Raw genomic sequence first — 22,042 nt, 5'->3', positions numbered from 1 at the left:
TGCGCGCATTGTCGCCCCTGCCCTGACAACTGTTCATGTTCCTCATCGTGACATGGGGCGCAAGGCCGCGCAGGCGTTGATTCAGATGATCGAATCCAACGCACCGGGCAAATCTGTTGAACTGCCGACGCACATCGTTGGCAGAGAGTCCTTGCTTGGCCTCAACAGCTAGAACCGTCTTTGCAAGCCCGTTGAGCAGATCCTTGGAAACACGTGCCGGTTGGATCCGTAAAGGCGGTGGCACAGCCACGCAGCATCACCTTTTTGATGAATTAACAGCGCTTTACAGTCCGGTTATGGAGCGGGTAGCGGGAATCGAACCCGCGCGTTCAGCTTGGGAAGCTGACAGGCTACCATTACATCATACCCGCCTTGTCAGATGAAATAACACCAGAACATCCAGACGTTCAACCCGGATCGCAACCAACCTTTTTCGGGGTCTTACTCGGTTCGGGCCCGCAGGCTGTCAATCAGGGACTGGTCGACGGCCAAGGTCTTGCCCGCTGCTTCCAAAGTACGGCGATCCAGATGCTGGGGGTTCAGATCAACCCCTTCCGAAAACGCCTCGACAATGGCCTTCATGGCCGTGATCCTGGCATATTTCTTGTTGTTGGACGGGATCACGTGCCAAGGGGCAACTTCCGTCGACGTCCGTGCCAGCATTTCATCCACGGCCACCTCTGCGACATCCCATTTTTCGCGGTTTCTGAAATCTTCATAAGTCAGCTTCCAGCGTTTCATCGGGTTGGTCAGCCGCTCGGTAAATCGGCGCATCTGCTCTTCCTGTGAAATGTGGAAGAACAGTTTCACGATTCGAGTCCCGTCATCGACCAGCATTCGTTCAAAATCATTGATTTCCTGATACGCGGCCCGCCAGCGTGTTTCCGGGGTCAGTTTTTCGATCCGCTCAACCAAAACCCGGCCATACCAGCTGCGGTCGAAAGCAGAAATCGCACCCGAAGGCGGCAGGCGTTCCCAGAAACGCAACAGATAATGCCGGTTGAGATAGTAGTTCCGGGGCGCGCCAATCGGCCAAACCTTGAAGCTGCGCGGGTCCAGGGCCTGACTAATCCTGCGGATGGTCCCCCCTTTCCCGGCAGCGTCCCACCCTTCGAACACCAACACGCCCTTGAGCCCATGAAACAGATAGGCTTGCTGAATTCTGGCCAATCTTGTCTGCAATTCGACCAGCTGATCGAAGTAGACTTTTTTGTTCAGTTTCCTGGTCAGATCCGCATCCGAGAGTTTTGGGGGGTGATGTTTGCTCATGCTGCCACCTGATCGATGCATCCTGGATCAGCGTATACTGAAACCTTCTGCAATTTCGACATTGATCAAGGTCAAATGAAAAAGGCCGGGCGCTGAGCCCGGCCTTTGCAGTCTGTGTCGTTCAGATCAGGCGCGGCGGCGACGGCCACCACCGCGGCGGCCACCGGCGGCACCGGCAGCGCCCGCCTCGTCCGGCGCTTTGTTGAACCGGATCCACTCACCACCATGTGGGTCGTTGTTGGTCAGCAGGTTTGCGGCGCGAATGGCCTCCATCTCTTTACCGGCGCGCGGTTTGGTCGATCCCAGACCGAACATCTGAACGAACGCCTCGTCATCCATGCCTTCGGGCAGGATGATACCCGCCGCAGCAACGGCCTCTTTTTTCTCGGCAATCTTCGCCTGCGTCACTGGCAGAGCCACCGGGTTCATGATCGCCGATGTCATGCCGGCACCCATTGCCATCGGCAGGAACGCGTTGTTGATGCCGTGACGGTTCGGCAGACCGAACGAGATGTTGGACGCGCCACAGGTGGTGTTCACGCCCAGTTCCTCGCGCAGGCGGCGGACCAGAGCAAACACCTGCTGACCGGCAGTTGCCATCGCGCCAATCGGCATGACCAGCGGGTCAACAACGATGTCATGCGCGGGGATACCGAAATCGGCAGCACGCTGAACGATCTTTTTGGCCACTTCGAAACGGACATCGGGGTCTTCCGAGATGCCTGTGTCGTCATTCGAGATCGCCACAACAGGAACATTGTATTTTTTGACCAGCGGCAGAACCAGTTCCAGACGCTCTTCCTCACCTGTGACCGAATTCAGCAGCGGGCGACCTTCCGCCGCCTCAAGACCCGCTTCCAGAGCACCGGGAACCGACGAGTCGATACACAGCGGAACTTCGACCAGACCCTGTACCAGCTCGACAATCTTGCGCATCAGCGGCGGTTCGGTCTCGTTCGGGTTGGGGTTCGAGTTGTAGACGACGCCCGCATTGATATCCAGAACGGTCGCGCCAGCCGCTACCTGAGCCAAAGCATCTTTTTCAACGGTCGAAAAGTCGCCCGCTTCCAGCTCGGCGGCCAGTTTCTTGCGGCCGGTCGGGTTGATCCGCTCACCGATCACGCAGAACGGTTCGTCAAAGCCCAGGACGGCTGTTTTTGTTTTTGATTCTACGACTGTTCGGGTCATGTCCGTTCCTTAGGAGGTTACAGGCTTTGCCGAAGCGCCGCCGTTATTGATCGCCCAGTTGGCGTTGGTCTTGATCCCGCCCAGCGGGAAGAAGTGCACGTTGGTGATGTTGAAATCCGGGTTGGCCGCTTTGTGGTTGGCCAGTTCGGTCACGACATCGGTCGGCTCGTAGGGCAGCAACAGCTTGGAAACATCCATGGCGCGCTTTTGCAGAACCTTCAGAGACGGGCCAACGCCACACGCGATGGCGAATTTGATCAGGGTTTGCAGCTTGGCCGGACCCGCGATTCCGATATGGATCGGCAGATCGATGCCCGCTTCTTTCAGGCTGTCGGCCCAGGCGATGATCGGCTTGGCGTCAAAGGCGAACTGTGTTGCCAGCGCCATTTCGGCATCCGTGGTCTCGTTGAATTTCTGCTTCCAGCGCAACGCGTCATCGACGTTCTTGGTCGAACCGTCCGGGTCGATGTCCTTGTTGCCTTCGGGGTGGCCCGCAACGTGCAGGCGCTTGAATCCCGCCTTGTCAAACAGACCGGTTTCAAGCAACTGCATAGAGCTGTCGAACTCGCCGTGCGGGTTGGCGACACCGCCCGCCAGCAACAACGCCTGTTCAACGCCTGCTTCGCCCTGGTACATGGCGATCCAGTTTTCCAACGTCGCCGCATCCTTGATGATGCGTGCCGGAAAATGCGGCATGACAGGGTAGCCATCCGCCGCAATTCGCTTGGCGGTCTTGACCATGTCTTCGATGGGCGTGCCCTCGATATGGGCGATGTAAACGCGTGTCCCTTCAGGCAGCAGCGCGCGGAAGTCGTCGACCTTTTCGGCGGTACGCGGCATGACCTCGATCGAATAGCCTTGCAAAAAGGCTTCGACGGTCGGATTTACTGGGTCGCTTTCGACCGCATCACGTTTCTTGAAGTTCAGCAAAGCCATTTCGGCCTCCCATAAAGTCTGGGGCTCATGCCCAACCGTCATTGGCGATCAGCGCTTTGACGCGGTCCTGATCGTATTCCGTTTCCAGACGCACAGCCTCGGCTTCGGCGATCTCGGCAGGATCGCCTTCGACCGCGAAAGGTTCGGCTTTGCGCCATTCGGCCAGATAGGCATCACTGTCCTTGGCGTTCACCTTCATGGCCGCACGGTCGATGGCTTGTTCAAACCGTTCTTCCAACTGCCGCTTTGCGCCACGACGGCCTTTGCCGACGATGACCTGAGCGGGAATGTCGCGCCAGTACACGATGGTGACGTCAGGCATTGCTGTGATTCCTCCTAACCCGATGGGCCGGTTCTAAACTTCAATGTAGGCCTGGGTCGGTCGATTTTCGACACACGACGCTTTCCAAACGACGTTTTGCGCCCACTGCGGTGTACGTGGCTTTTACCCAGATTCCCGGAAAACGCGCATATCAAAATTCTCATCGTCTGTATGAAAGCGCTGCATGAAAAAGAAAAACCCCGGACGGGAAAACCCGTCCGAGGCAAGAATTGATGGGTCAAATGGCCTTAGCCGACCAAACCGCCATCTTCGCGCGTAACGGCGATAATGGCCGAACGCGGCACCGAGTCACCACCTTCAGGCCAGTGGCTGTTGCCGTCTTCGCCCGGATGCTGAATGCCGACAAACATCGTACGACGGTCCGGCGACCAGCTGAGACCGGTGACCTCGCATTCGTTGGGGCCAACCAGAAAACGACGGATTTCGCCGGTGACAGGGTCGCCTGCCAGCATCTGGTTGTTGCCCTGTCCGGCGAAGTCACCTTCGTTGCCATAATTGCCGTCGGTCTGAATCCACAGCAAGCCGTTGCTGTCGAACTTCAATCCATCGGGTGAGTTGAACATATTGTCGGCGTTCACGTTCTCGGATCCGGCATAGGCGTCTTGATGGACAGTGGGATTGCCTGCAAGCACGTACAGATCCCAGCCGAAGCCAGCCGCAGCATGATCGCCGCCTTCCGGACGCCAGCGAACGATCTGACCGTAGTTGTTCTTGTCCCGCGGGTTCGGGCCGTTGGCCGAGGTATCATCCCCACCGGCATTCGGCTTAACGCCCCGGTTCTTGTTGTTGGTCAGGCAGCAATAAACCTCGGGTGCATTCGGGTTTGACGCCACCCATTCCGGGCGGTCCATTGTCGTGCCACCGACGGCCGAAGCGGCTTGACGTGTGTGGATGCGAACCTCGGCCTGCGATGCAAGCCCGGTGGTTTCAGGTGTCAGCTCCAACCACTCTCCTGTGCCGTCATCGTTGAACCTGGCCACTGAAAGCGTTCCATTCTCAAGCAGCGCGTTCGTGTCCACCCCGGCTGCGTAAACGCCATCGGAAACGAAGCGGTACAGGAATTCACCGCGTTCATCATCGCCCATGTAGACCACAACGCGACCATCGTTGTTGACAACGACATCCGCATTCTCGTGCTTGAATCGGCCCAGGGCGGTCAGCTTGCGCGGGGTCGAGTTCGGATCGGTCGGATCGATCTCGACCACAAAACCGGCACGGTTCGGTTCATTGGGGTTTTTCGACACGTCGAAACGGTCGTCGATCCCGGCCCAGCCATAACCCCAATCCTTGGACGAGACACCATAGCGCTTGAGTTCCGCACTAACCTCGTGGTTTTCATCCTCGGCCGAGAAGTAACCGTTGAAGTTCTCTTCACAGGCCAGATACGTGCCCCAGGGCGTCATACCGTTGCCACAGTTGTTCCATGTTCCCTTGCACGTCGTGCCGGACGGATCAGCGGCGGTCTTCATCAAGTCATGACCGGCGGCCGGACCCGTAATGGCCATTTCGGTCTGCGGCGTAACGCGGCGGTTATAGGGGCTGTCCTTCACGATACCCCACTTGCCATCGGTGTTCGCGATTTCCACAATCGTAACACCATGCGCCATCATGCCCTTTGCGATGTCGTCATCGGATGCTGGCTTGGCGTCCGGGTTGTTGCCCCAAAGAATGTCGCGGTTGGTGTATTCGTTGTTTACAACCAGCAGAACGTGACCGTCGTGAAAAAACACATCCTGGCCATCCGTGTTGTCACCAAATGCGCGTTCCTGACTGGCTGCCGTGCCGCGGGTGGCATGATCGAACTCTGGCGCGTCCGACCACAGCGGATCACCCCAGCGCACCATGACCTCGGCCTTGTAGCCCGAAGGCACAATCACTTCGTCTGCCGTCGAAACCGGAATCGCCTCGAACGAGAAACGATCCGCCGCCGCGCGGGCACCTGTCGGCAGAACCGAGCCGCCAACGGCTGCGAAACTACCCATCGCCAGAACACCCCCCAAAAATCCGCGACGCGACAACGCGCGTTCGACAACGCGGTCAAAGTCACATTCTTCGGGCCGCGGGTTTATGATTTCATCGTATTCATCAAAGGAAAGGGTGTGATCGTCTTTCATGGCAATCTCCATATCTGGCTGTAAGCTCGTAAAGAATCCCGCTGAGGGTTCCGTGGATGCCCTTCGCACCTCAATATGAACGGCATGTGACACGCGCGTTAATTTCAAAATTGAAATCACTTGCACGTCGGCGATCCCCCGCCTAGGGTCAGGGTAACTCGAAAATCGGAGGGCGTAACGATGGCGCCCAAGCGTCCCAAAGGTGCGGGCGCGTTCCCGAAAGTGGTCGAAAGCCCCGCGCCGGCAAGACCCGATCCGGATGCTCTTTATGCGGCACTGGATTTGGGAACAAATAGCTGCCGCATGTTGATAGCCCAGCCCAAGGGAAGTGGGTTTCATGTGGTCGACAGCTTCTCCAAATCCGTGCAGTTGGGCGCGGGTCTGGAACGTACCGGACGACTGTCGCGGGCGTCGATGTCGCGCACCGTACAGGCATTGCGAATCTGTCAGCAAAAGCTGAAACGCAACAAGGTCAAACGGATGCGTCTGATCGCGACCGAGGCGTGCCGCCGCGCCAAGAACTCGCGCGAATTCATCCGGCAGGTGAAGCGCGAAACCGGCCTGACGCTTGAGATCATTCAGCCCGAAGAAGAAGCCCGTCTGGCAGTGATTTCCTGTGCCCCGCTGGTTTCGACCAAGACCGAGCAGTTGCTGGTCGTCGATATCGGAGGCGGTTCGACCGAATTGGTCTGGATCGACATCTCGTCCGTTCCACGCCGCGACCGACCCGCGGCCATCATGCGGCTGCATCATGGGTTTCATACTGTCGACAGCCCTTTTCCCGCGGCCAAGGTCGTTGACTGGATCAGCGTACCGCTGGGCGTCGCCACGCTGCGGGACCAGTTCAATGATGTCGAGGATGACGCGGCCCGTTTCGCGTTGATGAGTTGGTTTTTCGAGGAAAACCTTGCCGACTTTGCCCCCTACAAGGACGAACAGGCGCGCGAAGGGTTTCAAATCGTCGGCACCAGCGGCACGGTCACTACTGTTGCGGCCTCGCATCTGGGCCTCAAGCGATATGACCGGACCAAAGTGGACGGGCTGCGCATGACCAGCGACCAGATTGACAAAGTCATACGCGGGTATTTAGAACTCGGCCCTCATGGGCGGCGCCGGGACCCTCGCATTGGTGAAGACCGGCAAGCCCTGATCATGTCCGGCTCGGCCATATTGCAGGCATTGCTCCGTTGCTGGCCCACTGACCGCCTTTCGGTGGCGGACCGGGGGCTGCGCGAAGGCCTGCTTTATGCGCAGATGAGCGCGGACGGTGTATTGGAAGACGGACCGTTCTGATGGCGAAGACACCAAGTGGAAAAAACAACTCGGGCCGCGGGCAGCGCGACCTGAAGGTCAAGGTCAAGACAGCGCGCGGGCGCAAGCTCAGCTCGACCCGCTGGCTCGAGCGGCAATTGAACGATCCCTATGTCAAGCGGGCGCAATCCGAAGGTTATCGGGGGCGCGCAGCTTACAAGATTTTGGAACTGGACGACAAATTCCGCTTTCTCGTGCCCGGGGCGCGGGTTGTGGATCTGGGCTGTGCGCCCGGCGGCTGGTGTCAGGTGGCCGTCAAACGCGTGAACGCGCTGGGCGAAAAGTCAGGCAAACGGATCGGAACCGTGCTGGGCATCGATCTGCAAGAGGTCGAACCAATCGCGGGGGCCGAAATCCACGTTCTGGACTTCATGGAAGATGACGCCGACCAGAGGGTCAAAGACTGGCTGGGCGGCAAGGCAGACGTCGTGATGTCGGATATGGCGGCGGCATCTTCGGGGCACAAGCAGACAGACCACCTTCGGATCATGGCACTGTGCGAAACCGCCGCCCACTTCGCCTTTGACGTTCTCGAAGAAGGCGGCACCTTCGTCGCCAAAGTTCTGGCTGGGGGGGCTGAGGGCGATCTGCAAAAGCTGCTGAAACAGAAATTTCAGAAAGTCGCCCATGTCAAGCCGCCGGCGTCTCGCTCGGACAGTTCGGAAAAATTCGTTGTGGCAACCGGGTTTCGAGGCGGCTCTTAGTCATCCAGCCGGATAAGGTTTCCGCTCAGACGCTGTTCACGCAAGGACGTGGCAGCCATTCCCTGCAACATCAGCGTATCTCCGTGCGTCACGTATGATGGTTCCCGGTTGCGCAGGTCTTCGATGCGCTGGGCTAGTGAAACCGGGCTTGAACCCGGCATCTTCCGCATTGTTGCTTCGTTGGACATGGCTCACCTTTGATCAGCACCCTGTTCTTGGCTGTAGCAAGGAATTCTGCCGTCAAGATGAAAGAATTCGGGCACGGATGTGCCGGATCAACGCCCAAACTGTTGCGACAATTGCAGCAGGTTCGGATCATCCGGCAACCTGTCCAGCGCCTCTTGCAGCACTATGCGCGCAGCTTCCGGGCCACGATTGATCTGCGCCAGCTGCACCAGCATCGGCCACGCCTCTGCCCTTTGCGGGTCCAGCGTCACAACCTCTCTGAACGCCTGTTCCGCCGCCTGCGCGTTGCGAAGCGTCAATGCCATGCCCCCCAGAACAAGATGGGTTTCCGGGGCGTCCAGCCTGTTCGAAATGACCTGCTGCCATTCCGACATGCCCTGCCCGAGCCTGGCCCGTTGCTCAGCCGTCAAGCCCTGCGGCGGTATGCTCAGGAGCTCTTTGGCGGCAGCGATGCGCACGTTTCGCAGAGGGTCAGACAATAACGGCTCGAGCCTGCGCACCTGATCTGCCGGGCTGGCCTGACGTTGCAGCGCCGCTGCATTTGCTCGTATCAGCGGGTCAACGTCCTGCAAAAGCGGCGCTGTGTCAGCGGCGATCTGTGGCGACCCAAACGATTGCAACAGATAAGCGGCGGCTGCTCTTACGATCCCGGGCTGCGACGCATCCATTGCAACGCCAAGCAAACCTTCGGGCGTGTAGAGATGCCCTTCGGCCGCAGCTTTGAAAACTGTCCCATAATGCGGGCGTCGATTTGTCGATTCCGGAAACCAGCCTTCTATCTGGCTTGCGGCCCAGGCCTGATCCTGGTCTTGATGGCAGTCCGTGCAGGCATCAACGCCCAGCCCAAGATCCGGTCGCGGTATGCGAAAGCTGTGATCGCGTCGACCGTCGACACCCATGTAGGTCCGCTCGATCATGTGGCAGCTTTTGCACTGGGCGCCTTCGCTGTCTTCCGGGTGATTGTGATGCGCAGGCGTGTCATAGTCCTTTGCGATAAGGGTCGCGAATTCCGGATTTCCGGCAGGCGAATGGCACTGTGTGCAAACCCCGTTTCCTTCGGCTTTCGATTTTGCGCTGTGCGGCTCGTGGCAGTTCATGCATCCGACGCCCTGTGCGTACATCCGGGATTGCAGGAACGAGCCGTAGACGTAAACCTCGTCCAGAATTTGACCGTCGGGATGATAGGAACCGGGGCGCAGCACGGCCAGATTATAGGCATCATGATACGGGGTTCCCGGAACCGGGTTTCCGTTGCCATGCGCCTCGCGCCGGGAATGACATCCGGCGCATTGCTGTATTTCTTCTTCGGTCCGCCCCTTGCCCCAACTCAACAGAAAACCGGCATTGCCCAGGCCATCTGAAGACCCCTGTTCCTGAACCCAATCGATATGTGCGGACCCCGGCCCATGGCAGGCCTCGCACCCGACCCCGATTTCGACCTGCTGAGACGTGTAGCTTCTGGTTTGAGGGTTGTAGTTCTTCTCAAAACCCGTGGCATGACATTCCGCGCAACGCGCGTTCCAGTTCTTGTAAGGACCTGTCCAATGCAACCCGTCATCAGGCGGCAGGTCCTGATCAGGGTACAGGTGATACCAGCGCCGTTGCTCTGCGTCCCAAACCACGTCGAAACTTTGCAACCGGCCCGGTTCGGTCTCGAAAAGGTATTGCTGCAAGGGTTCGATCCCGACGACGGAATGCACATCATATTCCGTCGTTGCCCCGTCTTTCTCCGTTACGCGGGCGGTGAAACTGCCCGCCTCGTTTTTGAACTGGACGGACATCCCGTCATGATCGAACCGGGTACCGTCGAAATCCGCCACAACAGCGCCGTCAGTGGGTCTTGTCCAGGCCAGCGCATGGTGTGACGCAGCCCAGGCTTCGGCTTCTTGTTGATGACAATCGGTACACTGGTCTGAGCCCACATAATCTGGCGTCTGCGCCTGAATTTCACCAGCGATTGCAAGGCAGGCCAGTATCAGGGCAAACCTCATTCCGTATCTCCTTCGGCGGCTTTTTGCAGATCAATTAGTGCACCGTTGTATTCGGCGCCCAAGATCAGGATCGCGGAATAGAGATACAGGAAAATCAAGGCTGCCATGGCCCCCGCCAACCCTGCATAGGTGGCGCTGTAGGTGGCGAACTGACTGATATAAATTGAAAACGTCCACCCACCGGCCGCCCACAAGACCAAAGTCAGCAGAACGCCGGGCAAAATTTGCATCAGGCTGTGCCTGCGGGTTGGCAGCACAAGATGCGCCAGTAGGACGGTGCCCGCAGGAACCGCCACGGTGAACGTCCAGCGCAGGCGATCCACGGAAAACCAGTTGGCCACGGCAACTTCCGTGTGTTCAGTCACCAGTTTCGTATAGACCGGCAAAACCACCTCGACCGCGGCGATGATCAGAATGGCCGACCCTCCCAGAATGACCAGCACCAGACAAAGCAGCCGGGTTTTCCAGAACGGCCAACTGTCTTCGTCATGGTAGGCCTGGTTCATGGCTGCACGTACGGCGGCCACGCCGTTGGAAGCAAAATAGATCGCAAGCAGCCCCCCCAAGGTGATGACACCCGAGCCGGATCCGGCCAGAACAGCCCGCAGTTCGGCCACGATCGGATCTGCGACATCCTTGGGCCACGCTCCGAAAATCAGGTCGATCAACTCTTCCGTGACATAGCCTTGCGACAACGCTCCAGCCAGCGCCACGGTGAACAGCACAAAGGGAAACAGCGCCATCATCAGCGACATGGCCACGTGGCTGCTCATGACGAAACCGTTCTTTCTGCTGAAGCGACGGATCGACAGCCAAAGTGCCTGAACAGGTCGGCCAAACAGGGGATTCGCGGCAGTGGTCATTCTGCAACCCTAACCTGCCGAAATGGAACACAGAACCCGTCGTGAAAATCTATTTGTAGAATGAGGGCCAACAAACGCCTGAACGCATTGCATAAACCGGGCCTCGCGTGCAGGATTGGGCCGCGCAGGACGGGAAACGGGCCAGACACAGGATACCGAATGACACCGGATCAAAAAGACATCACGGTTAGACCCAGGCTTCGACTGTCCGTTGTCCGGGATACGTGCATCATCGCGACCCTGATCGTGCTGGGCCTCTATGCCGGTGCAAACTTTCTGATCCCGCTGGCTATGGCGCTGCTGGTCAATGTTCTGATCATCGCGCTGAGCGATCGCGTCGTCGCCCTAACCCGCGCTCCGGTCTGGCTGGCCAATATTGCCGGTGTGACCGTCGTTCTGGCGGGTTTGTTCATGATCATGTACGTGCTGGGCAGTCAGGCGACGCAATTTGCACGTTCCATCAGCACCTATGAAAACCAGTTTGATGGTGCGGTCGAGCGCATAACGGGGCTGGTCGGTAACGACGTGACCACCTTCATTCGTGACAATCTGGTCAGTATCGACATGTCCTATGTCGCACGCGTGTTGCTGGGCAGCGCCACCTCATTGTTGAACCAGTTCTTCCTGATCAGCCTATATGTTGCCTTTCTGATGGCCGAACGACTGGCCTTTCGGAAAAAGATCCAACTGGCCGCCGGAAACCCTGTCGCCGCAGCAGAGTTTTCGGCCATGCTTGATGCGATTTCGGTCAGTTTGCAACGCTATGTCGGCGTCAAAACCCTGATCAGCCTGATAACGGCAACGATCAGCTATACGGTTTTCCGCTTGCTTGGTCTGGAATACGCGGAAACCTGGGCCGTTCTGACCTTTGCCCTGAACTTCATCCCCTCGATCGGTTCGATCATAGCGGTGCTTTTTCCGGCCATGATCGCGCTTGTTCAATTCGAAACGATCATCCCCTTCCTGGTGATCGTGCTGGGATGTGGAACGATCCAATTCCTGATCGGCAATTTCCTTGATCCGGCCATGCTTGGCCGATCCCTGAACATGTCGACGTTTCTTGTCATTCTGGCCCTGACCTTCTGGACAACGGTCTGGGGTCTGATCGGTGCGTTTCTGAGCGTGCCTCTGACCGTATGCATCCTAATTGTGTTCAGCCACGTCCCGGCCCTTCGGCCGGTCGCCATACTGATGTCACTGGATGGCAGGTTGGGCGAGGATAACGGTAAGGCCGCAGCTAGCTAGGTCATGAAGCGCCCCCTGTTCATCGGATCGGATATCTACCGCAACTCGACCTATGGTTCAAAACACCCGCTGGCCATCCCGCGGGTGTCAACAGTCATCGATCTGTGTCGCGAACTGGGTTGGTTGACGCCCGAGAACTACCGCATCAGCCCCTGCGCAAAACCCGCTGTATTGGAAAGGTTTCATACGCCGGACTATATCGCCGCCCTGCAAAAGGCGGAAGCGGACCAGCACGTCACGGACGAAACACGGGATAAATACGGTTTGGGGACCCTTTCGAACCCGGTCTTCGCCGAGATGTATCGCCGACCGGCAACCGCCGCCGGTGGTTCCATGCTGGCCGCCGAACTGATCCGGGATGGAGGGATCGTTTTCAACCCTGCGGGCGGTACCCACCATGGCCTTGCGGACCGGGCGAACGGGTTTTGTTATCTGAACGATCCGGTTCTGGCGATACAGACCCTTTTGAGCGCTGGCCTGGACCGCGTGGTCTATGTCGACATCGACGCCCATCATTGCGACGGGGTTGAACTGGCGTTTCACGAGTCGGACAGAGTTCGGATGATCTCGGTCCATGAAACGCGGCGATGGCCGTTCACGGGCCAACTTGAGGAAGACGCCGGTGGTGCGGCCTTCAACCTGCCGGTTCCAAGGCATCTGAACGACGACGAATTCACCGCCATTCTGGATCAATTGATCCTGCCAGCGACCGAAGCGTTCAAACCGCAAGCGATTGTCCTGCAATGCGGGGCCGACGCCGTGGCCGAAGACCCGCTTTCGCGTTTGACCCTGTCCAACAATGCGCATTGGCGAACGGTCACGGCGCTGAAGCCTCTTTCACCTCGTTTTCTGGTTCTGGGTGGCGGCGGATACAATCCCTGGTCCGTAGGGCGCTTGTGGAGCGGCGTCTGGGCCACCCTGAATGATTTCGAAATTCCTGACACACTTGAGATCGGTGCACAGAAAATCCTGCGGGATTTGACCTGGAGCAGGGCCGCGGGACAGGCACCTCAACCCCATTGGCTGGACAGTTTGCGTGACGCGCTAAACACCGGGCCCATACGACAGGAATTGAGGAACGATTTGCGCCACCTCACCGCCAGGCATTCACGGTAGATCGGTCCGTCAAAGCCTGTTAGCATTCCGACATTTCGGGATATTCCTGACCGGCTTACCCCCTGTTCCGTAATCAATTCGTTTCTTCCAGTTTGGCACCGATTGGACCACCACCCATGAATGCACTTAATCAGATACTTGATCTCAAGGCCCGCATGGGTCAGTCCATCATCGGGCAAACCGAGGTCATCGACCGACTGCTGATCGGGATGCTGGCCAACGGAAACCTTTTGATCGAAGGTCTGCCCGGATTGGCCAAAACACGTGCAGTCAAGGCAATGGCACGCAATCTGGATGCAGATTTCAGCCGGATCCAGTTCACGCCTGATCTGCTGCCTTCAGACGTAACGGGAACCGAGGTGTTTCAACAAACCGATGAGGGCGGCACCTTTCGGTTCGAACCCGGGCCGATCTTTGCCAATATCGTCCTCGCTGACGAAATCAACAGGGCACCGGCCAAGGTTCAGGCTGCATTGCTGGAAGCGATGGAAGAACGGCAGGTCACGGTTTCCGGGACCACCCACAAGATGGAACCGCTGTTCATCGTGATGGCAACCCAGAACCCCATTGAACAAGAAGGCACCTATCCCTTGCCCGAAGCGCAGATGGACCGGTTCCTGATGCATGTTCAGATCAGCTATCCGCCGGTCGAGGACGAGGTTGAAGTGATCCGGCTGGTGCGGGGCGAAGAGATCGCCGCCGGGAAAGGCGCGTCAAGCGAGCAACCACCGACGATCCCGCAGGACGCCGTTTTTGCAGCGCGTTCGGAAATTGGGCAGATCCATGTTTCGGATGCAATGGATCGCTATATGGCCGATCTGGTTCAGGCGACCCGGACGCCCGCGGCGCTCAGCGAAGAACTGGCCAGTTGGATCGAGATCGGCGCCAGCCCGCGTGCCTCATTGGCATTGGACAAATGCGGTCGAGCGCATGCATGGATGAACCAGCGTGACTATGTGGACCCTGCGGATATTCGAGCCATTGCACATGACGTGTTCCGTCACCGCATCACGCTGAGCTTCGAGGCGCAAGGGAACGCCAAAACGGCAGATGACGTAATCGCGGAAATCCTGCGTCTCGTCGCGCTGCCCTGACGGTTCGGTTTGGCCGGGTGCAGCGATCCTCAGCATATCCCGATGATCCCCGCATTCACGTCAGTGCGGATCACCTGTTGCGTCTGGAACTGCATTCCCGTGCCCTGAGCTTTTTGCCACGCCAGCCTGCCCGGTCGATCCTGAATGGCAGACACGCATCGCGCCTGCGCGGACGCGGCCTGAATTTCGAGGAATTGCGCAACTACCAACCGGGCGACGATATCCGCACAATTGACTGGAAAGTCACGGCGCGAACCGGTGAGCCCCATGTTAGGGTCTATACCGAGGAACGAGACCGCCCTGCCCTGTTGCTGGTCGATCAGCGCGTTTCGATGTTTTTCGGAACCGAAGTCTACATGAAATCGGTCATCGCCGCCGAAGCTGCCGCAATCACCGCGCATCGCGTTCTTGGTCAGGGCGATCGTGTCGGTGGTCTGGTATTCAACGACACAAGCGTTGCCGAACACAGGCCGCAGCGCCGCGCGGCCGCTCTCATGCGGTTCCTGTCTTCCATCGGGGCTGCCAATTCGGCCTTGCACGCCGCCTTGAACCCGCAACCTACCGTGACGTTGAATGACATGCTGTCGGAAGCCGCGCGTATGCCCCAAACCAACGGGCTGGTTTGCCTGTTTTCCGACTGCGACGGGCTTGACGAAAAATCGGAATCCTTGCTGCGCCGTATTGCGGTCTCAAACGATCTGATCGTGTTCAACATAGCTGACAAGACAGCAAAGGGGCTGGCGCCCGATCTGAAACTCACCGTCTCGGACGGGAGCGACCAGATCGAAATCGACAGCGCTGACCCCGAACTGTCCGGGAAAATTCGCAAATCCATGGAAGACAGGTTGGACCGCCTGCACACATGGTCCCGTCGATACGGTTTTCCGGTTGTGCCATTGACGACCGCGGAACCCGCCCTGGATCAGTTGCTGAATCTGTTCGGACATCGCAGGGGGCAGAAATGAGCATCGACACGACAGGGAAATCTCTGGTTGATCTGCTGAACATGCTCGAGCCGGCACCGGAACCTGCGCCTGTTTCGATGTTTCCGCAGACATGGGGGTGGTTGGCGCTGGCCGTTATCCTGCTTGGCCTTGCCGTACTGGTCAGTGTTCTTTTCGTCCGGCAAAGGCGGGCAAACGCGTATCGCCGCCATGCGCTGGCCGAGCTGGCAGACCCGGATATCACATCGGCAAAAGTTGCCGAAATCCTTCGCCGCACCGCTTTGGTCGCATATCCGCGCAAGCAGGTTGCAGGGATTCATGGGAATGATTGGTTAAATTTCCTTTCGCAAACGTCTGATGACAAAAACTTTTTATCGTACATCGGGCAAACACTGATCGACGCACCGTACAAGGACCTGCCGCCAAACCGCGCCTTGACCCAACTTGCTCGGCATTGGGTCAAGTCCCATAAACAGCATCGGGGACCGTGATGTTTTCCTTCTCTGCGCCGTGGGTGTTTCTGCTTTTGCCGCTGCCGGTGCTGGTTTATGCCATTGCTCCGCCCCGGCGGGAAACAACCGTGTCCATTCGCATTCCGTTTTTCCGCCGCGTGGCCCAGGCGGCTGGCGTCGAGCCGCAATCCGGGTCAATGATCCGAACCCGGGCCCGGCTGCAAACAGCCAGCGCCGCCTTGATCTGGATACTTCTGGTTCTGGCGCTGGCGCGTCCGGAACGTCTGGGCGATCCCGTCGTGATGGAAAATTCTGCCCGCGATGTGGTTTTGGCGCTGGATATCTCTGGCTCGATGGATCAGCGCGACTTCCAAACCGGATCCGGTGCCCCGATGCAAAGGCTGGAGGCGGTCAAAGAGGTTCTCAGGCAGTTCATCTCTGAAAGAGATGGTGACAGGATGGCATTGATCATCTTTGGAACACGCGCGTTCATTCAAGCGCCCTTCACAGAAGATCTGAACAGTTTGAATGGGTTCCTGGACCAAACTCAAGTTGGCATGGCGGGTCCGAACACGGCTTTGGGCGATGGGATCGGGCTTGGCATTCGAACTTTTGAATCCAGCGAGGTTGACCAGCGCCTGATGATCGTTCTCAGCGATGGCGCTGATACGTCCAGTCGCATGACACCCGTCAATGCCTCGGCCATTGCTGCGGAAAAGAACGTGGTTGTCTATACGATTGGTGTCGGAGACCCGAATGCCACGGGCGAAGACCGTGTCGATCTTCAGGCATTGAAGGACATAGCCGATCGCACGGGCGGAGAATACTTCTTTGCCGACGATGCAACGGCCCTTGAACAGACCTACGCATGCATTGATTCACTGAACCCCAGAATGGTGGAAACGCAAAGCTATCGCCCCAAGCAAAGCCTTGCCCATATTCCGTTACTCATCGCGCTGATCGTCATTATGGTCAGCATGACCTGGTTCCATTTCTCACAGCGACACCGGGGGGCCGCCTGACAATGGATCTGGCTGATTTTCATTTTATCCGAGGCTATTACCTGCTGCTTCTCATCCCCATCCTAGCGCTGTGGTGGCGGATCAGACCCAGACCGATGGCGGACACCAAACTGCCATCAGGGATCGCCCCGCACCTTGCACAGGCCTTGCTGCTGGGCAAGGAAGAAAGCAGACGCGTCCAGCCCATTGATGTTGCGTTGGTCATTGCGGCGCTTGTCACATTGGCGGCCTCGGGCCCGACATGGTCGCGCGCGCCCAACCCGTTGATCGCAGACACGGCCCCGTTGGTGATCGCTCTCAAAGTCACCGACAGCATGGAAAGCTCGGATCTTGCGCCATCGCGGCTGGATCGGGCACGGTTCAAGATTTCCGACCTGATCACCGAACGTGCCGGCGCACGTACCGCTTTGATCGCCTATGCAGGAACGCCGCACCGAGTTGCGCCTTTGACCGAAGATGCGAACATACTTCGTCCGTTGCTTGAGGGGTTGACGCCGGCGGTGATGCCGAAGGATGGCGATGCGGCAGCCGATGCGCTTGCGTTGGCTCAGTCCATTCTGGAAGACAGCGACAGCCCGGGGGCGGTGCTTTTCGTATTGGACGACCTTGATCCATCTCAGGTAACGGGGCTAAGCTCTTCTTCTGCTGATATTTTCTTTCTCACCATGCTACCTGACGGTGGTCGTATCGCGCAGTTGGGCAACATCCCTAACGCCTCAGTGGTCGCGTTTTCGGACGACGATCGGGACATCAATCAACTGATGCGCCGCGTTCAATCGGCCTATACTGCCGCCCTGGATGACGATGATCGTCTGGACTGGCAGGACAAGGGCTGGATCCTGGCCTGGCCTGCGGCCGTGTTGTCTCTGCTGTGGTTTCGCAAGGGCTGGGTAATCCGTTGGGCGTTTCTGGCTTTGATTGTGTCGCCTTCATCCGGCGCGCGTGCCGAAGGATGGAGAGACTGGTTTTTCACCCCCGACCAACAAGGCCAGATCGCGATGAACCAAAAACGGTTTGGTGACGCAGCGGAGATGTTCGAAGGCCCATATCACAAGGGATATGCCTATCTCAGGGATGGTCAATACGAAAAGGCGTCGTCCGTGTTTTCCACGCTGGACACGCCGGAAGCTGCGTTTGCCGAAGGTTTGGCCCGCATAAGAAACCGCGAGTATCGCCCCGCCATATCGGCGTTCGAGACCGCCTTGGAACGCCGCCCCGACTGGCCCGAAGCCCAGCATAATCTCGATGTATCCAAGGCCATCCTGGACTATGTCGAAACGACGCGTGAACAGTCTGATACAGGGGAAGAGGCTGGCATCGGTGCAGATGACACTGTGTTTGACAACGATGCAGCACGCGGCAGTGACACCACGGTTCAAGCCCCCAAGGACGGGCCACAGTCGCTGTCCGCCGACCAGTGGATCAGTATGATCGACACCGATATGCAGGATTTTCTGAGAAACCGTTTCCTTTTGGAAATTCAGGAGCAAACAGAATGAGATACCTTGCTGTCTTCATCCTGTTGTTGCCGTTGTCCGTGTCCGCACAGGACAGCTCATCCTATCAACCTCGGGTATCAGTAGACGTCCCGAATGAGGCCGTCATCGTCGGCCAGCCCGCAATCGTCCGTATCAAGGTTCTGGTTCCGACCTTCATGCCGCAACCGCCCGTATTCCCATCATTGGAGCAACAAAATGTCCTGGTTCGCCTGCCTGAAAGGGCTTCTGGCCCGGTAAGCGAAACGGTAGACGGAGAGACGTGGTCCGGCGTACAGCGCAGCTATCGCCTGTATCCGCTGGCATCAGGGCCAGTCGCGTATGATGCGCAAGAGGTTGTTGTGACATTTGTCGACCCGCAGTCCAATGACCCGGTTCAGGTTTCGGTGGCGCTTCCCTCCATACAGCTGAACGCCGAGATCCCAGAGGGCGCTCAAGGTCTTGACCCGCTGATCATCGCAAGCGGTTTCTCTCTTGATCAGAAGCTGGACGGTCCGACCGATATGCAAGCCGGCGATTCCATCACGCGCGAGATAAGCGCACAGATCTCTGGCACCACGGCCCTGACAATCCCGGCGCTGACGCCGCAGGATCAAAGCCAACTGCTTCGCGCCTATCCCAAGGAACCCCGCTTTTCGGAAACAGAGGACCGGGGCATCCTGTCCGGGCAACGGGTCGAAGAAACCGTGTACATCGCCCAAGACGGTGGCGAAACACAGTTGTCGGCCGTTTCCATCAACTGGTTCAATCTGGACACCGGTCAGATCGAAACGGCATCACTTCCCTCGACCACGCTTACACTGGCCCCACCCAGGCGACAGCCGCCTGACGCGCAAACCATCATCAAATCAGTTCTTTACCTTGTCATTGTTGTATTCGCATTGTGGACATTGGGAAGACTTCTGCGCCCGCGCTATGCAACCTGGAAAACGGAACGGCGCCACAAATATCTGACTTCGCAGAAATATGCCGTTGATGCCTTGCGATCCGCTTTGCAAGCACGGGATTTGCACGCGGTTTATCGGGCATTGGATCTTTGGAAATCACGCAGCGCGTACCCCGAGCGTTCTTTGGATCTTGAGAAAAGTCTTATGAAGATAGGTGCGGCGCGGTATTCAGCGACGGCGTGCAACAGCCCGGAAGACTGGGAAGCAGCCATGCAACACCTGGGCGCACTGAAAAGCGCAACAGAACGAAAGAGCGGGTCTTTGCCCCCGCTCAACCCTTAGATTTCAACTTTGACAGTTGCTGATCAGCTTGCGCCGGTCGATCAACCGTAGCCGGCCATACCCCAATTCCACAAGGCCCAGATCTGCCAGATGATGCAGATGTCGATGCAAGGTCGGCTGAGATACCGCAACCATTTCAGCAAGTTCTTCCTGAGACACAACAATCCATCCGTCCGAACTCAAAGCGCCTTCGTCAAGATGCAACAGACGCAGCACTAGGCGCTTTTCAGATCCCGTAACCGCAAGATTGGCCATGATGCGCAGAGCGGTCTTCATGTTTTCATGCGTCAACGCATAGAAATCACGGATGTATTCCGGGTTTGTCTGAACCAGTCGTTCCACCCGCGAGCCGGGAAAAAACAAGGTGCGGGTCTTTTGCGTTGCCACGACGCTGACCAGTCGTTTGGCTTCGGCAAACAGCGCAAGATCCCCGATCCAGAATCCTGATCCATCCTGATGCAATACGAATTCCTGTCCATCATCGGCAGGTGCCGTGATCTGAAGCCCGCCTGCGAGCACCGCATGAATACCATTGGCCCGGTCGCCGTGGTGGTACAGGGTTTCTCCGGAATCGAAGGTTCTGTGAATTGCGCACGTCATAAGATCGCTTTGAAACTTTGAATCGCGCGTGCCAAACCAGTCGGTTTTGGCCAGAATCCGCATATCGTCATCAGAATCAAACATTTGTATCTTTCAAAGTGATCATATGATAAGTTTTCGATACGTTTCATCGCGTAAAATAGCTGTGTTCACTGCCCGAACAAGGAATTGTTTTTATTCGGGCAATCAAGAACTTGCTTGCAGCTTCAAGTTATAAGCTAGCGGCTTCAATTAAATTTCAATTTTCCGGGTCATTAAGGCTCGACTGATCAGGAGCACTTCATGTCTTCTCCACGAATGATTGCAGACAATTGGCGCAGAACACTGCGCCGGTTCGCAGTGGCGACCGTAACTGTCGCCCTTGCCGTGCCCGCCTGGGCGCAGGATCAAAAGCCCAATATTCTTGTGATATGGGGCGATGACATCGGTCAATCCAACATCTCGGCCTATACCATGGGTCTGATGGGATATCAGACACCCAATATTGACAGGGTTGCCAAAGAAGGCATGATCTTTACCGATTATTACGGTGAACAATCCTGTACCGCCGGCCGTTCCTCATACATCATGGGGCAATCCGTATTCCGCACCGGCCTTTCCAAAGTCGGCCTGCCCGGGGCAGATCTTGGAATGCAGGTTGAGGACCCAACTATACCGGGGCTTCTGAAAGACCACGGCTATGTGACCGGTCAGTTCGGCAAGAACCACCTTGGCGACAAGGACGAACATCTTCCGACAAACCACGGATTTGATGAGTTTTTTGGCAATCTTTACCACCTGAATGCCGAAGAAGAGCCGGAAAACGAGGACTATCCGGGCGATCGCGTTCTGGCGGATGGGCGCACCTTCCGCGAGGCCTATGGCCCGCGTGGCGTCATCAAGTCCAAAGCGGATGGCACGATCGAAGACACCGGACCGCTGACCCGCAAGCGTATGGAAACGGTGGATGACGAAACCGTGGCCGCGGCCATCGACTTCATCAAACGGGCGCATGAGCAAGGTCAGCCCTTCTATGTCTGGTGGAACGGTACCCGCATGCACTTCCGCACCCACGTCAAAGACGAGATGCGCGCCAAGGCCAATGAGTTGTCGGGGCGTGTCGCTGATGAATACACCGCCGGCATGATCGAACACGACATGCATGTAGGTCAGCTGCTGGATCTGCTGGACGAGCTTGGCATCGCTGACAACACGATCGTGCACTATTCCACTGACAACGGTCCGCACATGAACACCTGGCCGGATGCGGCTGCCACGCCGTTCTGGGGCGAGAAGAATACCAACTGGGAAGGTGGATGGCGCGTTCCGTCGATGGTGCGCTGGCCGGGCAAAATCGAGGCCGGATCAGTCACCAACGAGATCGTGCATCACATGGACTGGCTGCCCACTTACCTCGCCGTGGCTGGCGATCCGGACATCAAGGAAAAACTGAAGGCCGGCTACAGCTCATCGGGCATGGGTCGCGACTATAAGGTGCACCTTGATGGCTACAACATTCTGCCGCTGCTGACTGGTGAGACTGCGGCAAGCCCCCGGAAAGAAATCTTCTATTTCTCGGATGATGGTGACCTCACGGCGCTGCGTTTCGAAGACTGGAAGCTTATCTTCCTGGAGCAGAAAGCCTGGGCCACGTTGCGTGCCTGGATCGAGCCATGGACCGAACTGCGTATCCCGCTGATCGTCAACCTGCGCCGCGATCCGTATGAACGCGCGTACCGCACGTCCAACACCTATTACGATTGGCTGTTGGACCGGGCCTATTTCCTTGTGCCCGCCCAGCAATACGTTGGCAATTTCCTCAGTACGTTCCAAGAGTTCCCGCCACGACAGGAAGCAGCCAGCTTCAACCTGGATCAGGTCATGGAGAAGCTGACAACGCCGACCAACAACTAGGCCCGGCGGCACCACGCTCTAGGCCGCCCTGCACGGGGCGGCCTTT

21 protein-coding genes and 1 tRNA gene are annotated in these 22,042 nt (G+C 57.6%); 12 read left to right on the top strand and 10 right to left on the bottom strand.

Annotated elements, in window-relative coordinates:
* The first annotated feature begins 52 nt into the window (after nucleotides 1-52).
* Entirely contained in the window at nucleotides 53-172 is a 120-nt protein-coding gene (locus tag AC2FNN_RS05015; protein WP_496757013.1) for a hypothetical protein, read from the top strand.
* A 125-nt stretch (nucleotides 173-297) separates the two neighbouring features.
* On the opposite strand, the gene AC2FNN_RS05010 is transcribed toward AC2FNN_RS05015, so the two are convergent.
* The 6 genes from AC2FNN_RS05010 to AC2FNN_RS04985 form a co-directional block, all read right to left on the bottom strand.
* Nucleotides 298-371: transfer RNA gene (locus tag AC2FNN_RS05010), tRNA-Gly, on the bottom strand.
* Nucleotides 372-441: 70 nt separating this feature from the next.
* Entirely contained in the window at nucleotides 442-1,269 is an 828-nt protein-coding gene (locus AC2FNN_RS05005) for a polyphosphate kinase 2 family protein (protein ID WP_496757009.1), read from the bottom strand.
* A gap of 126 nt (nucleotides 1,270-1,395) precedes the next feature.
* The gene (locus AC2FNN_RS05000) at nucleotides 1,396-2,457 is read right to left on the bottom strand and encodes a methyltetrahydrofolate cobalamin methyltransferase (RefSeq protein ID WP_496757008.1); all 1,062 of its coding nucleotides are present in this window, start codon (nucleotides 2,455-2,457) and stop codon (nucleotides 1,396-1,398) included.
* A gap of 9 nt (nucleotides 2,458-2,466) precedes the next feature.
* On the bottom strand, nucleotides 2,467-3,393 hold the full coding sequence (locus tag AC2FNN_RS04995) for a methylenetetrahydrofolate reductase (RefSeq protein WP_496757006.1): 927 nt from the start codon (nucleotides 3,391-3,393) through the stop codon (nucleotides 2,467-2,469).
* A gap of 25 nt (nucleotides 3,394-3,418) precedes the next feature.
* A complete protein-coding gene (locus tag AC2FNN_RS04990; protein ID WP_117868895.1) occupies nucleotides 3,419-3,715 on the bottom strand; it encodes a virulence factor in 297 nt (98 codons plus the stop codon).
* A gap of 248 nt (nucleotides 3,716-3,963) precedes the next feature.
* The gene (locus AC2FNN_RS04985; protein WP_496757005.1) at nucleotides 3,964-5,850 is read right to left on the bottom strand and encodes a PhoX family protein; all 1,887 of its coding nucleotides are present in this window, start codon (nucleotides 5,848-5,850) and stop codon (nucleotides 3,964-3,966) included.
* 180 nt (nucleotides 5,851-6,030) lie between these two features.
* Here AC2FNN_RS04985 and AC2FNN_RS04980 point away from each other — a divergent pair, with 180 nt between their 5' ends.
* Complete coding sequence (locus tag AC2FNN_RS04980) at nucleotides 6,031-7,143, top strand: Ppx/GppA phosphatase family protein (RefSeq protein ID WP_496757004.1); 1,113 nt, start codon at nucleotides 6,031-6,033, stop codon at nucleotides 7,141-7,143.
* Nucleotides 7,143-7,865, top strand: a complete 723-nt coding sequence (locus AC2FNN_RS04975) for an RlmE family RNA methyltransferase (protein WP_496757003.1) — start codon at nucleotides 7,143-7,145, stop codon at nucleotides 7,863-7,865. Before AC2FNN_RS04980 ends, AC2FNN_RS04975 begins: the two co-directional genes overlap by 1 nt.
* Here the strand turns inward: AC2FNN_RS04975 and AC2FNN_RS04970 are convergent.
* From AC2FNN_RS04970 to AC2FNN_RS04960, 3 genes are all read right to left on the bottom strand, one after another.
* Complete coding sequence (locus AC2FNN_RS04970; RefSeq protein ID WP_480445179.1) at nucleotides 7,862-8,053, bottom strand: hypothetical protein; 192 nt, start codon at nucleotides 8,051-8,053, stop codon at nucleotides 7,862-7,864. The genes AC2FNN_RS04975 and AC2FNN_RS04970 overlap by 4 nt on opposite strands.
* Nucleotides 8,054-8,140: 87 nt before the next feature.
* On the bottom strand, nucleotides 8,141-10,042 hold the full coding sequence (locus tag AC2FNN_RS04965; protein ID WP_496757001.1) for a cytochrome c3 family protein: 1,902 nt from the start codon (nucleotides 10,040-10,042) through the stop codon (nucleotides 8,141-8,143).
* The gene (locus tag AC2FNN_RS04960) at nucleotides 10,039-10,905 is read right to left on the bottom strand and encodes a YihY/virulence factor BrkB family protein (RefSeq protein ID WP_496757000.1); all 867 of its coding nucleotides are present in this window, start codon (nucleotides 10,903-10,905) and stop codon (nucleotides 10,039-10,041) included. Before AC2FNN_RS04960 ends, AC2FNN_RS04965 begins: the two co-directional genes overlap by 4 nt.
* A gap of 159 nt (nucleotides 10,906-11,064) precedes the next feature.
* On the opposite strand from AC2FNN_RS04960, the gene AC2FNN_RS04955 reads away from it, so the two are divergent.
* The 8 genes from AC2FNN_RS04955 to AC2FNN_RS04920 all read left to right on the top strand — a co-directional run bounded on the left by AC2FNN_RS04955 (nucleotide 11,065) and on the right by AC2FNN_RS04920 (nucleotide 19,503).
* Nucleotides 11,065-12,150: an AI-2E family transporter gene (locus AC2FNN_RS04955; protein WP_496756999.1), complete on the top strand. Its 1,086-nt coding sequence runs from the start codon at nucleotides 11,065-11,067 to the stop codon at nucleotides 12,148-12,150.
* Between the two features lie 3 nt (nucleotides 12,151-12,153).
* Nucleotides 12,154-13,266: an acetoin utilization protein AcuC gene (locus AC2FNN_RS04950; RefSeq protein ID WP_496756998.1), complete on the top strand. Its 1,113-nt coding sequence runs from the start codon at nucleotides 12,154-12,156 to the stop codon at nucleotides 13,264-13,266.
* A 116-nt stretch (nucleotides 13,267-13,382) separates the two neighbouring features.
* Nucleotides 13,383-14,360: an AAA family ATPase gene (locus AC2FNN_RS04945; RefSeq protein WP_496756997.1), complete on the top strand. Its 978-nt coding sequence runs from the start codon at nucleotides 13,383-13,385 to the stop codon at nucleotides 14,358-14,360.
* 17 nt (nucleotides 14,361-14,377) lie between these two features.
* Entirely contained in the window at nucleotides 14,378-15,325 is a 948-nt protein-coding gene (locus AC2FNN_RS04940) for a DUF58 domain-containing protein (RefSeq protein ID WP_496756996.1), read from the top strand.
* The gene (locus tag AC2FNN_RS04935) at nucleotides 15,322-15,795 is read left to right on the top strand and encodes a DUF4381 domain-containing protein (protein WP_496756995.1); all 474 of its coding nucleotides are present in this window, start codon (nucleotides 15,322-15,324) and stop codon (nucleotides 15,793-15,795) included. The genes AC2FNN_RS04940 and AC2FNN_RS04935 overlap by 4 nt, the downstream gene beginning before the upstream one ends.
* On the top strand, nucleotides 15,795-16,778 hold the full coding sequence (locus AC2FNN_RS04930) for a VWA domain-containing protein (protein WP_496756994.1): 984 nt from the start codon (nucleotides 15,795-15,797) through the stop codon (nucleotides 16,776-16,778). The genes AC2FNN_RS04935 and AC2FNN_RS04930 overlap by 1 nt, the downstream gene beginning before the upstream one ends.
* A gap of 2 nt (nucleotides 16,779-16,780) precedes the next feature.
* Nucleotides 16,781-18,277, top strand: a complete 1,497-nt coding sequence (locus AC2FNN_RS04925) for a VWA domain-containing protein (RefSeq protein ID WP_496756993.1) — start codon at nucleotides 16,781-16,783, stop codon at nucleotides 18,275-18,277.
* On the top strand, nucleotides 18,274-19,503 hold the full coding sequence (locus AC2FNN_RS04920; protein ID WP_496756991.1) for a hypothetical protein: 1,230 nt from the start codon (nucleotides 18,274-18,276) through the stop codon (nucleotides 19,501-19,503). The genes AC2FNN_RS04925 and AC2FNN_RS04920 overlap by 4 nt, the downstream gene beginning before the upstream one ends.
* Nucleotides 19,504-19,506: 3 nt before the next feature.
* Here AC2FNN_RS04920 and AC2FNN_RS04915 read toward each other — a convergent pair whose 3' ends face one another.
* A complete protein-coding gene (locus AC2FNN_RS04915; RefSeq protein ID WP_496756990.1) occupies nucleotides 19,507-20,187 on the bottom strand; it encodes a Crp/Fnr family transcriptional regulator in 681 nt (226 codons plus the stop codon).
* Nucleotides 20,188-20,385: 198 nt separating this feature from the next.
* Here AC2FNN_RS04915 and AC2FNN_RS04910 point away from each other — a divergent pair, with 198 nt between their 5' ends.
* Nucleotides 20,386-21,996, top strand: a complete 1,611-nt coding sequence (locus AC2FNN_RS04910) for an arylsulfatase (protein WP_496756989.1) — start codon at nucleotides 20,386-20,388, stop codon at nucleotides 21,994-21,996.
* Nucleotides 21,997-22,042: the final 46 nt, after the last annotated feature.

The organism is Ruegeria sp. BHSA118, assembly GCF_059613405.1.
This window is presented reverse-complemented; position numbering and strand designations above follow the sequence as displayed.